This is a genomic window from Streptomyces sp. NPDC005303, assembly GCF_040607335.1.
Classification (GTDB): domain Bacteria; phylum Actinomycetota; class Actinomycetes; order Streptomycetales; family Streptomycetaceae; genus Streptomyces.
The window spans coordinates 15,272-28,215 of sequence record NZ_JBEXGM010000013.1 but is presented as its reverse complement, the minus strand read 5'-3'; the positions used below and the strand labels follow the sequence as shown (position 1 = coordinate 28,215).

Below are 12,944 nucleotides of genomic sequence, written 5' to 3'. Positions count from 1 at the left end.
CTTGCGACCCCCCACCGACCCACGCTCCCGCTCCCGAGCGGCCGCGATCGTCCTCTTCGTCGTCGCCCTCGTCCTCGGACTCGGCCACCCGGCGGCACCGGCTGCCTCGCAGGGCCCGCAGGACCCGTCCCCGGCCGCCGCCGTCTTCGACGTACGCGACTACGGTGCCAAGGGAGACGGCTCCACCAACGACACCCCCGCCGTCAACAAGGCCATCACCGCGGCAAGTTCGGCGGCGGGCGGCGGAGTCGTCCGCTTCCCGCCCGGTGACTACAAGTCGAAGAACACCATCCACATGAAGAGCCATGTGACGCTCCGGCTCGACAAGGGCGCCACCCTCCAGGGCGCCGGCGCCGACACCTACGACAAGGCCGAGTCCAACCCGTACGACGCCTACCAGGACTACGGGCACAGCCACTTCCGCGACGCGATGATCTACGGTGACCGGCTGGCCGACATCGGCTTCGTCGGTCAGGGTGTCATCGACGGCATGGGCAACCTGATCACCGGCAACCCGAAGTCAGGCGAGGCCGACAAGATCATCTCCCTGACCCGGTGTGACGGACTCACGATCGGCGACGGCCTCACCCTCCGCCGCGGCGGCCACTTCGCCGCGCTCATAAACGGCTGCAAGAACGTCACCTCGGACCACCTGACCATCGACACCGCGAGCGACCGCGACGGCTGGAACATCATCTCCACGACGAACGTCACGGTGACGAACGCGAACATCAGGGCCAACGACGACGCCCTGGTCTTCAAGAGCGACTACGCGCTGGGCGCCAAGCTCCCCAACGGCCACGTCCGCGTCAACGACAGCTTCCTTTCCGCCCGTTGCTGCAACGCCCTCATGTTCGGCTCCGAGACCTGCGGCGACTTCTCGGACTACCGGTTCGAGAACATCCGTATCGACGGCGCCGACAAGTCCGGCCTCGGCATGGTCTCCATGGACGGCGCGAAGATCTCCGACGTCCACTACCGCGACATCACGATGACGAACGTCCACTCGCCGATCATGCAGAAGATCGGCACGCGAAAGCGGTGCGGCAACAGTCCCGGTGTCGGATCGATCAGCGACATCACGTACGACGACATCACGGCCACCGGGAGCAGTCCGTCCTTCAGTCCGACCCTGTGGGGTGAGACCGGCCACCGCATCAAGGGCGTGACCTTCACCAACGTCGACATCACGGTCCCGGGCGGCAGCGGCACCATGTCCACCGGTGTGCCGGGCAACGACCCGAACGACTACAACCCCAAGGCCATCGGCACCAGGCCGGCCTACGGCTGGTACCTCCACAACGCCGACGACATCCGCTTCACCGACAGCTCGGTGAAGTTCGCCGCGGACGACGGCCGCCCGGCGTTCATCGCCAACGCGGCCGACGGCATCCGGCTCACCCGGTTCACCGCGCAGAAGGGCAGCGACTCGCCGTACGACGTCGGCCTCCAGGACGCGTCCGGTGTCTGCCTGACGGACAGTCACAACACCTCGGGAGGCGCCCTCCGCATCTCAGGCAGCCAGGACTGCGGCACGGCGGTGAAGCCGCTCGACCTGGACAACCCCCGCCAGGACTTCCTCCGTAACTCCGTCGGCGGCCTCTTCCTGCACTGGGGCCTGCGCACCGCGCCCGCCCACACCAGCTGCACCGCCTGGGAGAACGACGTCACGAACGGCGGCTGGACCCCGGACTACTGGGTGAAGGAGGCCCAGAAGCTGCACACCCAGTACCTCGTCCTCGCCTCATTCCACAGCCGTCTCGGCTACGCCCGCACCTGGCCGTCGAAGATCCCCGGCTCCTGCTCCACCAAACGGGACTTCCTCGGCGAACTGATCACCGCCGCGAAGGCCAAGGGGCTGAAGGTCATCCTCTACATGACCAACGACCCCCAGTGGTACGACGAGGGCGGCCACGAGTGGCTCGACTCGGCCGCCTACTCCGCCTACAAGGGCAAGAACATCGACCTGACCACCAACGACGGCTTCGGACAGTTCAGTTACGACAACTTCTTCGAGGTCATGGACCGCTACCCCGACCTCGGCGGCTTCTGGATCGACAACGACAACGCGTACTGGGAGAGCCACGACCTCTACCGGCAGATCTACGAGAAGCGTCCGAGCTACACGCTCAGCAACAACAACGAAGACACGCCGATCATGGACATGATCAGCAATGAGCAGAAGACGGGGATGACGCCGGCCTACGACTATCCGCAGGCGATCTACACCGCTCAACCACGGTTGACGGAGGCGGACTTCAAGCTGCCGTCCACCGGCGCCTGGTGGTACGACGGCTCGAACCCGTCCGTGGACAAGGCGCTGACCCTCGGCCGGCTCATCACCAACGCGGGCTCGTCCGTGAAGGCGCTGATGGCCGAGACCGCCCAGGTCAACGGCAAGTTCCCGGCCAACCAAGCCGCCTTCAACACCTTCGCCGACACCTACCTGGACCCCGTCTGGGAGTCCCTGCACGGCACCGAGGGCGGCGGCTACATGTACGGCGGCCTCAAGCCCGGCTTCTGGAACGACGGCGCGCACGGCGTGACGACCATCGCGAAGAACGACCCGAACCGCCAGTACATCCACGTCCTGACCCCGCCCAGCACCAGCACACTGCGCATCCGCGACAACGGCTACCGCATCGCCTCGGTCGCCAACCTCCGTACCGGCAAAGCGGTTTCGTGGTCCCAGTCCGGAGGCGTGCTCACCCTGACCGGGCTCGGCGACTGGGACCCGTACGACACCGTCTTCAAGGTCACCACCGCCGGCCGCCAGGGCATCCTCACCGGCGTCAAGGTGAGCGCGAGCGCCTCGGCGAGCGGGCACGCCGGACCGGCCGCGGGTGACGGCGACCACCTCACCTACTGGGACAACAACAAGACGCTGCCCGTGAACCTCACCTTCGACCTCGGCTCCGCAAAGAAGGTGCAGTACCTCGGGCTCAACCAGCGCGAGGACTCCGTCGCCTACGCCCGTTCCGACACCGAGCAGTCCGCGCGGATCAAGGACTACAAGGTGTACCTGAGCGACGACGGCTCGACCTGGGGGAGTGCCGTCAAGACAGGCCAACTCCCCAGTCGTCGTGGAATCCAGGGCATCGACCTGACCGCGGCCAACGCCCGGTACGTCCGCCTCGAGGTCGACACCACCTGGGCCGCCTCCACCGACACCACCCGCTACCAGCGACTGCGCATCGACGAGGCGTGGATCGGCACGTCGTACGCCACACCCGCGAACGGGGGACAGTCATGATCCGTATCAGATCGCTCACGGCCACGGTGGCCGGCCTCTTACTCGCCGCGGCGGTGCCGCTCGTGGGCACCGCCCATCCGGCGGCCGCCTCCGACAACGGCCAGTCCGTCCGGCCCGCCATGGGCTGGTCCAGCTGGAGCTTCGTACGCCGCACGCCGACCGAGGCGAAGATCAAGGCGCAGGCCGACGCGCTGGTCGCCAGTGGTCTCAAGGACCACGGCTTCGTGCAGGTCAACCTCGACGACTTCTGGCAGAAGTGCGACTCCAACGGTTTCGTCGTCGACGACTACGGCCGCTGGGCCGTCGACACGGCCAAGTTCCCCGGTGGGATCAAGGCCCTGGCCGACTACGTCCACTCCAAGGGCCTGAAGTTCGGCTTCTACGTGACCCCGGGCATCGCGAAGAACGCCGTCACGAAGAACACGCCGATCGAGGGCACCGCCTACCACGCGAAGGACATCGCGGACACGTCCAGGACCGAGAAGAACTACAACTGCAAGAACATGTACTACATCGACTACTCCAAGCCGGGCTCCCAGGAGTTCGTGAACTCCTGGGCCAAGCAGTTCGCCTCGTGGGGAGTCGACTACCTGAAGATCGACGGCGTCGGCAGCCAGGACGTCCCAGACGTCCAGGCATGGGACAAGGCACTCAGGGCCGCCGGACGGCCCATCACCTTCGCGCTCTCCAACAACCTCCCGATCGCCGACGCCTCCAACTGGCGCAAACTGGCCAACAGCTGGCGCACCCAGGGTGATGTGGAGTGCTACTGCGGGCCGGGGAGCAACGGCAGCGGCTATCCGCTCACCGACTGGTCCCACGTCTCCAAGCGCTTCGACGCGGCGGCCTCCTGGCAGCCGTACGCCGGACCGGGCGGCTGGAACGACCTGGACTCGCTGGAGGTCGGCAACGGCGACCAGGTGGGCCTGACCGCAGACCAGCGGCGCTCCCACTTCACCCTGTGGGCGATGGCGGCCTCGCCGCTGCTGCTCGGCACCGACCTCACCCACCTCGACTCCGTCGACAAGGCGATGCTGACCAATGACCGGCTGATCGGCGTCGACCAGGACGGGGTCGCGGCGAAGCGGATCGTCAACAGCGGTGCACGGCAGGTCTGGAGCAAGAGGGAGAGCGACGGCCAGTACGTCGTGGCCCTGTTCAACACCGGCACCTCGGGCAACGCGACCGTGAGCGTGAACTGGTCGCAGGCCGGCTTCACCGGCTCCGGTGACGTCACCGACCTGTGGTCCGGCTTGCACAAGGGCGTGATCGCGGACTCCTACAGCGCGACCCTGCGCCCGGGCGAGACCCGGCTCATCCGCGTCAAGCCCGTGAGCTCCCTCTCGGCGGCCGCTTCACCGGGCATGGCCGTCGCCCCCTACGAGTACCTCGGCTGGGGCAGCCCTCAGAACCCCACGTCCGTGATGGCGGCGACGGGCGTCAAGTGGTTCACGCTCGCCTTCGTCCTCTCGGACGGCACCTGCAACCCCAAGTGGGACGGCTCCCGCCCGCTCACCGGCGGCGACGACCAGGCGAAGATCAACGCGATCAGAGGGGCCGGCGGGGACGTGATGGTCTCCGTGGGCGGCTGGAGCGGTACGAAGCTCGGCGAGAAGTGCTCCAGCGCCTCGGCGCTCGCCGGCGCCTACCAGAAGGTGATCAACGCCTACCGGTTGAAGGCCCTCGACATCGACATCGAGAACACCGAGTGGTCCAACGCGACCGTCCGGCAGCGGGTCGTCGACGCGCTGAAGACGGTCAAGGCGAACAACCCGGGCCTGAAGACCGTCATCACCTTCGGCACCACCACCAGCGGCCCCGACTCCACCGGCGTCGACATGATCAAGCGGGCGGCGAACTCGGGTCTGGCGAACGACGTGTGGTGCATCATGCCGTTCGACTTCGGCGGCGGCGCCACGAACATGGGCACCCTGACCACGCAGGCCATGGAGGGCCTCAAGGCGCGGGTCAAGTCGGCGTACGGATACAGCGACGCCACCGCCTACGCCCACATCGGGCTGTCCTCGATGAACGGCAAGACCGACGACTCCGGTGAGCGCGTCCGGATCGCCGACTTCAAGACCATGCTCGCCTACGCCCAGCAGCACCACATCGGGCGCCTCACCTACTGGTCCGTCAACCGCGACCGCTCCTGCGGCTCGGGCACCGACGGTGACTCCTGCAGCGGCGTGACGCAGCAGCCGTACGACTACCTCAAGGTCTTCACCCAGTACACGGGCTGAGGGGAACAACCGTGAAAACCAACAGACTTCTGCCCTACGGCCTCGCCGCCGCCCTCGCTCTGCCGCTGGCCGGGCTGAGCCAGGGGAGCGCGCTCGCGGCCACCGACTACCAGGCGGAGGACGCGACCGTCGTACAGGGCACGGTGGCCACCAACCACACCGGATACACCGGCACCGGCTTCGTCGACTACACCAACGTCAAAGGCTCGTACGTGGAGTTCACGGTGAGCGCGGCCTCCGCGGGCACCACGGCCGTCACCTTCCGCTACGCCAACGGGACTACCACCGACCGTCCCATGGACATCTCCGTCAACGGCACGGTCGTGTCGCCGGCCGTCTCCTTCCCGGCCACCGCCGACTGGAACACCTGGGCCACCAAGACCGTCGACGTCCCGCTCACCGCGGGCTCCGCCAGGATCCGCGCGACCGCCACCACCGCGGGCGGCGGTCCCAACCTCGACCGCATCGGCGTCGACGCGGCCACCGACTCCCAGGCCCCGAGCCGCCCCGGGCAGCCCAGTTGCTCCGACATCGGCGAGGACGGGCTCACGCTGGCCTGGGGCGCCGCCACCGACAACGTGGGCGTGACGGCGTACGACCTCTACGAGCACGGCAACAAGATCGGTGAGGCGCCCGGCACTTCGACCAGCAAGGCGCTCACCGGCCTCGCTCCCGGCACCACCTACAACCTCACCGTGATCGCCCGTGACGCGTCCGGCAACACGTCCCCGGCGAGCCCCGTCGTCGACTGCACCACCAGGCCCAGCTCCGACACCACCCCGCCGACGAGACCCGGCACCCTGTCCGCGGCGGACGTCACGGCGAACAGCGCCGCACTGAGCTGGGGTGCCTCCACCGACGACCGGGCGGTCGCCGGCTACGACGTACGCAGTGACACCACCGTCTACAAGTCCGTCAGCACCGGCACCTCGACCACGCTGACCGGGCTGGCCTGCAACAGCCCGTACAGCCTGAACGTCGTCGCCCGCGACGCGGCCGGCAACGTCTCCCAGCCGAGCAACACGGTCACCTTCACCACCAAGGCGTGCGCCACCGACGGCGGTGTCCCGTCCTCGGTCTCCACCCTCTCCTCGGGCTGGACGATCCCCTGGGGCGTCTTCTGGATGCCCGATGGCAAGAGTGCGCTGGTCACCGAGCGGGACGACTTCCGGGTCCTGAAGGTCACCAAGGACGGCACGAAAACGCAGGTCGGCACCGTCCCGAACGCCGTCACCACCAACGGCGAGGGCGGACTGCTCGGCGTCGCCGTCGACCCGAAATGGGAGACGAACCACCACGTCTACTTCATGCACACCGCGTCCGAGGGCAACCGCGTGGTCCGCATGACGTACGACGGGACCACGCTGAGCGAGTACAAGGTCCTCCTGCAGGGCATCAAGAAGAACCGCTACCACAACGGCGGCCGCCTCGCCTTCGGCCCCGACGGCTACCTCTACGTCTCCACCGGCGAGGCCCAGACCCCCGACCTGGCGCAGGACAAGAACTCCCTCAACGGCAAGATCCTGCGCATGACCACAAACGGTGACCCGGCCCCCGGCAACCCGTTCGGCACCTACGTCTACAGCCTCGGCCACCGCAACCCGCAGGGCCTCGCCTTCGACCGCAACGGTCGTCTGTGGGAGGCGGAGTTCGGCAACAGCTCCAAGGACGAACTGAACCTGATCAAGCCCGGCGCCAACTACGGCTGGCCGATCTGCGAGGGCACCTGCTCCACCGCGGGGATGACCAACCCGAAGGCCACCTGGAACGTGTCGGAGGCCTCGCCGAGCGGCATCGCGATCGTGCGCAACGTCGTCTACATGGCCTCCCTGCGCGGCGAGCGGCTGTGGCGGATCCCGATCAACGGGGACAGCGAGAGCGTCGGCACGCCGACCGCGTACTACGTGGGCACCTACGGGCGGCTGCGCACGGTCACCAAGGTGCCGGGCGCCGACCAGCTGTGGCTGTCGACCACCAACTGCGACAACAACGGAGGAGCGGCGGACGGATCGGACAAGATCTTCCGCGTGACGATCAGCTGACGGGCCGTCAGGGCGATAGGCCGTCAGGCCCGGTACAGGGCCTCGACCTCGCCCGCGTACGCCGTCTCGATCGCCTTGCGCTTCAGCTTCAGCGACGGGGTCAGCAGCCCGTGCTCCTCGGTGAAGGGCTGCGCCAGGATGCGGAACGTGCGGATCGACTCGGCCTGCGAGACCAGGGTGTTGGCGGCCACCACGGCGCGCCGCACCTCGGTCTCCAGGTCGGCGTCGCGCACCAGCTGCGCCGGGGGCATCCGGGGCTTGTCACGCATCGCCAGCCAGTGCTCCACGGCCTCCTGGTCGAGGGTGACCAGGGCGGCGACGTAGGGCCGGTCGTTGCCCACGACGATGCACTGCGAGACCAGCGGATGGTCACGCACCCGCTCCTCCAGCACACCGGGGGAGACGCTCTTGCCGCCGGAGGTGACGAGGATCTCCTTCTTGCGGCCGGTGATGGTGAGATAGCCGTCCTCGTCGAGGGAGCCGAGGTCACCGGTGGCGAGCCAGCCGTCGTGCAGGGACTCGTCGGTGGCCTTCTCGTTGTTGAGATAGCCCTGGAAGACGTTGGCGCCGTAGAGCCAGATCTCGCCGTCGTCCGCGATGTGCACGGTCATACCGGGGATGGGCTGTCCGACCGTGCCGTAGCGGGTGCGCTCAGGCGGGTTGGCGGTCGCCGCCGCCGTCGTCTCGGTGAGGCCGTACCCCTCGTAGATGTGCACGCCCGCGCCGGCGAAGAAGAGCCCCAGCTTGCGGTCCATGGCCGAACCGCCGGTCATCGCGTGCCGGATCCGGCCGCCCATCGCCGCCCGCATCTTGGAGTACACGAGCTTGTCGAAGAGCTGGTGCTGCATCCGCAGCCCCGCCGACGGGCCGGGACCAAGACCCCAGGCCTTGGCCTCCATGGCTTCGGCGTACTTCACCGCCACGTCGACGGCCTTCTCGAACGGCCCGGCCTTGCCCTCCTTCTCGGCCTTGCGGCGGGAGGCGTTGAAGACCTTCTCGAAGATGTACGGCACCCCGAGGAAGAAGGTCGGCTTGAACGCGGCGAGGTCCGGCAGCAGGGCGGCCGCGTTCATCTGCGGCTGGTGACCGAAGCGGACCCCGCCGCGGACCGCCGCGACCTGGACCATCCGCCCGAAGACGTGCGCGAGCGGCAGGAACAGCAGGGTCGCCGCCTCGTCGCCCTTCTTGGAGTGGAACACCGGCTCCCAGCGCTCGATGACGGTGTCCGCCTCGTACATGAAGTTGCCGTGGCTGATCACACAGCCCTTGGGGCGGCCGGTGGTGCCCGAGGTGTAGATGATCGTCGCGACCGAGTCCGGGGTCACGGCCTGCCGGTGGCGGTGCACCACCTCGTCCTCGATGGCGGCGCCGGCGTCGTACAGCTCCTGCACCGCGCCGGAGTCCAGCTGCCACAGTCGGTGCAGCTGGGGGAGCCGGTCGATGACGGTGGCGATCGTCATCGCGTGGTCCTCGTGCTCCACGATCGCGGCCGTGCACTCGGCGTCGTAGAGCGCCCAGAAGCACTGCTCGGCGGAGGAGGTCGGGTAGACCGGCACCACCTGCGCGCCGATCGTCCACAGGGCGAAGTCGAACAGGGTCCACTCGTAGCGGGTGCGGGACATGATCGCGACCCGGTCACCGAAGCGGATGCCCTGGGCAAGCAGTCCCTTGGCGAGGGCCATGACCTCGTCGCGGAACTCCGCGGACGTCACGTCCCGCCACTGTCCGTTCTCGTCCTTGCGGCCGAGGGCGATGTGCACGGGGTCGTTCTGGGCATGCTCGAAGACGACGTCGGCCAGTCCGCCCACGGGGGGTGCCAACGCCAACGGAGGGTTGGTGAACTCGCGCAAACCCCGCTCCCCGCTCTCCCTGGCGCTCAGTGAAGCTCCGCACAGCGCCGTGAAAGCTACCACCCTGACATCCGGCGGGAGGGGGGCCGAAGCCGAGCGGTGCTCACGTATGGCCTGGTCAGTATCGGAAAATGCCCTCACATGGGGAAGGGTCGGACAGAAAACTGACGGTTGAGCGAGTTTCTGGCCCCGTAATCTCCACTGAATCTGTACGTCCCGATTACGGCTCGCAGCCCTGGTGAAACGGTTGTTCACCGGGGCGCCGTCCTCTTCTTCCCTCAGCGTCGCCGCCCCGGAATCTGTCACTCCGGTCGGAGGTCTCACCGTCGGTGCAGCCGGTCCCCGCCCGCCAGAATCGCGGAGGCGAGCGCGTCGGCCGCCCCCTGCGCCGCCGTACGCCGACGGCCGTGGACCAGTACGAAGTCCACCCGCCCCAGCTCCGGCAGCGTGAACCGGTCGGGCACCCGCACAAGGCCCGGCGGCACCAGCCCCCGGGAGTGCGCCATCACCCCCAGTCCGGCCCGCGCCGCGGCGATCAGGCCGTTCAGGCTCCCGCTGGTGCACACGATCCGCCACTCCCGCCCCTGCCGCTCCAGCGCCTCCAGAGCCAGCGTCCGAGTGATCCCCGGCGGCGGGTAGACGATCAGCGGCACCGGACGGTCCGCGTCCAGGCGGAGCCGCTCCGCGCCGATCCACACCAGCCGGTCGTGCCACACCAGCTCACCCCGGCGGTCCTCCGGCCGCCGCTTGGCGAGCACGAGGTCCAGCTTCCCGGCGGCCAGCTGCTCGTGCAGCGTGCCCGACAGCTCGACCGTCAGCTCCAGATCCACCTCCGGATGGTCGTACCGGAAGCCCTCGAGGATCTCCGGCAGCCGGGTGAGGACAAAGTCCTCCGACGCCCCGAACCGCAGTCGCCCCCGCACCCGCGTGCCGGTGAAGAACGCGGTCGCCTGGTCGTGCACCTCCAGGATCCGCCGCGCGAACCCCAGCATCGCCTCGCCGTCCTCCGTCAGCTCCACGGAGTGGGTGTCCCGGCTGAACAGCGTCCGCCCGGCGGCGTCCTCCAGGCGCCGTACGTGCTGGCTCACGGTCGACTGGCGCAGCCCGAGCCTGCGGGCGGCCTGCGTGAAGCTCAGGGTTTGCGCCACCGCCAGGAACGTACGCAACTGCGACGGATCGTACATAGTGCGAGCTTATCGCGGAACGTGATGACAGTCAGAGTGGTATGCGGGATTCCCGATCAAGGGGTGAGGGAGGACGATGGAGGGGGACCTTCCGTCCTGAGGGAGGTACCCGTCATGCCCCCGTACCGTCGTCGAACACGAGCAAGTGGAGCACCGTGAAGCGCCTGAAGTGGCCGGCCTGGATGCCGGTCGACCCGTACATCCTGCTGCTGCTCGGCACCGTGGGCCTCGCGGCCCTCGTACCGGCACGCGGGACCTCCGCGGACGTGGCCTCCGGAGCCTCCACGGCGGCGATCGCCTTCCTCTTCTTCCTGTACGGCGCCCGCCTGTCCACCCGTGAGGCCCTGGACGGCCTCAAGCACTGGCGCCTGCACGTCACGGTCCTCGCCTGTACGTTCGTGATCTTCCCGCTGCTCGGCCTCGCCGCCCGCGGACTCGTCCCGGTCTTCCTGACGGACCCCCTCTACCAGGGCCTGCTCTTCCTCACCCTGGTCCCCTCCACCATCCAGTCCTCCATCGCCTTCACCTCGATCGCCCGCGGCAACGTACCCGCCGCGATCTGCGCCGGCTCCTTCTCCTCCCTGGTCGGCATCGTCGTCACCCCGCTGCTGGCCGCCGCCCTGCTCGGCAACAGCGGTGGCGGGTTCTCGGCCGACTCACTGATGAAGATCGTGCTCCAGCTGCTCGTGCCGTTCGTGGCGGGCCAGTTGCTGCGCCGCTGGATAGGCGGCTTCGTCACGCGCCACAAGAAGGTCCTCGGCCTCGTCGACCGCGGGTCGATCCTGCTGGTCGTCTACACCGCGTTCAGCGAGGGCATGGTCCAGGGCATATGGCACCAGGTGAGCCCGCTCAGGCTCGGCGGGCTGTTGATCGTCGAGGCCGTCCTGCTCGCCCTGATGCTCGCCCTGACCTGGTACGGCTCCAAGGCGCTCCGCTTCGGCCGCGAGGACCGCGTCGCCATCCAGTTCGCGGGCTCGAAGAAGTCCCTCGCCTCCGGACTCCCCATGGCCGGCGTCCTGTTCGGCGCGCACGCCTCGCTCGCCGTGCTGCCCCTGATGCTCTTCCACCAGATGCAGCTGATGGTCTGCGCGGTGATCGCCAAGCGCCGCTCGCACGACCCCGTCCCGGACGAGGCTCGGGAGGTCAGCGCGGCGCAGTCAGCCGCAGCGTCACGAACCGCGGTCGGTACAGCGCCACGTTCCGGCTGAGCTGCGCCGAAGCGGCCCCCGTCTCCAGCCAGTTGACGTCGTAGCTGAGCACCAGGCGTCCCCCGCCACTGAGTTCGAGGTGCGCCTGCGGGTTGTACGCGGCGACCTGGCCCGACGGCAGGGACGGGGTGAAGTCCTTCTCCGGACCGTGCCACGGTCCGCTGGGGGAACAGGCCCAGTACGACGTCACGGCCGCGAGCCCCTTCGTCCCCGCGGCCATGGTGAACAGCACATACGTCCCGTCCTGCCGTACGACGGAGAAGGCGCTGCCCACCCCGGTGCGCCGCCCGTCGCCGAGTACCGGACGCGGGCGGGTACCGGTCGTCCACGCCGAGCCGTCCCAGTACTCCCAGGCGCCCGGCTCGGCCAGAGCGCCCCGCGGCACCCGGGCCACGTACGCCGAGGAGGCGGAACGGGACGCGGCCCGGCCGTCGTCGCCGCCGAAGACGTAGGTCCACTCACCGTCCTCGACCAGCGTGGTCCCGAACAGCACCCGCCGGGACGGATCCTTGACCCGCTGCTCGTCGAGGACCTTCGTGATCGACTCGACGCGCAGGTCGGGCAGCGAGAGCGTGGCGACCTCGGTGGCGGTCGGGACGCCGTAGATCCAGGGGAACTGCCCGGCGGTGCGCACCCACAGCAGGACCCGGACGACCTGCTCGTGCGAGCCGGGGGAGCGGGGTTCGACACGGGCCGCGACCGGCCAGCGCCACTGGTCCGGGCCGGGGTCCGGGAACAGGGGCGCCGGCAGGGTGCTCTCCAGGCGGCCGTCGCGCATCAGGACCGCCGAGTTGCGCACCAGGGGGGCGCTGGTGTCACGCCAGGCGTGCGGCTCGCCGAACGGGTTGGGCGGGCTGTACACCTGGCCGAGATAGGTGTCGGAGAACAGCCACAGCAGCCGCCCGTCGGGCAGCCGCACCGAGTGGGTGCCGTCGCCGCCGGTCCAGTCGTCGGCGCGGGCGCCGTCGTCGCCGTAGCGGGCGAACTCGGCGGTGAGAGGGTCGTCCGCGGACCAGGAGCCGACGGTGAGCGGTGTGCAGTCGCCGCCGCCCCGCCCGTCGCCGCCCGGGAGGGCCGTGAGCAGCATGGCTCCGAGCACCAGGGCCAGCAGCAGACCGACGCCGGTGCCGGTTCGCTGTCGTGCTCGTGCGTCCTCGGGCACGG

Annotated in this window: 7 protein-coding genes; 4 read left to right on the top strand and 3 right to left on the bottom strand. The window is 68.9% G+C overall.

Features of this window, described 5'->3' with window-relative positions; all coding sequences use genetic code 11:
• Position 1 precedes the first annotated feature (1 nt).
• Genes ABZT93_RS19870 through ABZT93_RS19860 form a run of 3 tightly spaced genes read left to right on the top strand, consistent with a single transcriptional unit; the run spans position 2 to position 7,538 of the window.
• Positions 2 to 3,253: a glycosyl hydrolase family 28 protein gene (locus ABZT93_RS19870; RefSeq protein ID WP_356106085.1), complete on the top strand. Its 3,252-nt coding sequence runs from the start codon at positions 2 to 4 to the stop codon at positions 3,251 to 3,253.
• Positions 3,250 to 5,496, top strand: a complete 2,247-nt coding sequence (locus ABZT93_RS19865) for an alpha-galactosidase (protein WP_356106083.1) — start codon at positions 3,250 to 3,252, stop codon at positions 5,494 to 5,496. Before ABZT93_RS19870 ends, ABZT93_RS19865 begins: the two co-directional genes overlap by 4 nt.
• Before the next feature lie 11 nt (positions 5,497 to 5,507).
• Positions 5,508 to 7,538: a PQQ-dependent sugar dehydrogenase gene (locus tag ABZT93_RS19860; protein ID WP_356106081.1), complete on the top strand. Its 2,031-nt coding sequence runs from the start codon at positions 5,508 to 5,510 to the stop codon at positions 7,536 to 7,538.
• A 23-nt stretch (positions 7,539 to 7,561) separates the two neighbouring features.
• On the opposite strand, the gene ABZT93_RS19855 is transcribed toward ABZT93_RS19860, so the two are convergent.
• A complete protein-coding gene (locus ABZT93_RS19855) occupies positions 7,562 to 9,388 on the bottom strand; it encodes an AMP-binding protein (protein ID WP_356106080.1) in 1,827 nt (608 codons plus the stop codon).
• Positions 9,389 to 9,708: 320 nt separating this feature from the next.
• The gene (locus tag ABZT93_RS19850) at positions 9,709 to 10,572 is read right to left on the bottom strand and encodes a LysR substrate-binding domain-containing protein (RefSeq protein ID WP_356106078.1); all 864 of its coding nucleotides are present in this window, start codon (positions 10,570 to 10,572) and stop codon (positions 9,709 to 9,711) included.
• A gap of 182 nt (positions 10,573 to 10,754) precedes the next feature.
• Between ABZT93_RS19850 and ABZT93_RS19845 the strand changes: the two genes are divergently transcribed.
• Positions 10,755 to 11,780, top strand: coding sequence for a bile acid:sodium symporter family protein (locus tag ABZT93_RS19845; RefSeq protein ID WP_356106327.1), 1,026 nt, complete (start codon positions 10,755 to 10,757; stop codon positions 11,778 to 11,780).
• Here ABZT93_RS19845 and ABZT93_RS19840 read toward each other — a convergent pair.
• The gene (locus ABZT93_RS19840) at positions 11,716 to 12,942 is read right to left on the bottom strand and encodes a DUF4185 domain-containing protein (RefSeq protein WP_356106076.1); all 1,227 of its coding nucleotides are present in this window, start codon (positions 12,940 to 12,942) and stop codon (positions 11,716 to 11,718) included. The genes ABZT93_RS19845 and ABZT93_RS19840 overlap by 65 nt on opposite strands.
• Between the last annotated feature and the right edge of the window lie 2 nt (positions 12,943 to 12,944).

Bases quoted from the DNA above. Each gene is read 5' to 3' on its own strand.
- ABZT93_RS19865 (WP_356106083.1), top strand. From the start codon at position 3,250: ATGATCCGTATCAGATCGCTCACGGCCACGGTGGCCGGCCTCTTACTC.
- ABZT93_RS19850 (WP_356106078.1), bottom strand. From the start codon at position 10,572: ATGTACGATCCGTCGCAGTTGCGTACGTTCCTGGCGGTGGCGCAAACC.
- ABZT93_RS19845 (WP_356106327.1), top strand. From the start codon at position 10,755: ATGCCGGTCGACCCGTACATCCTGCTGCTGCTCGGCACCGTGGGCCTC.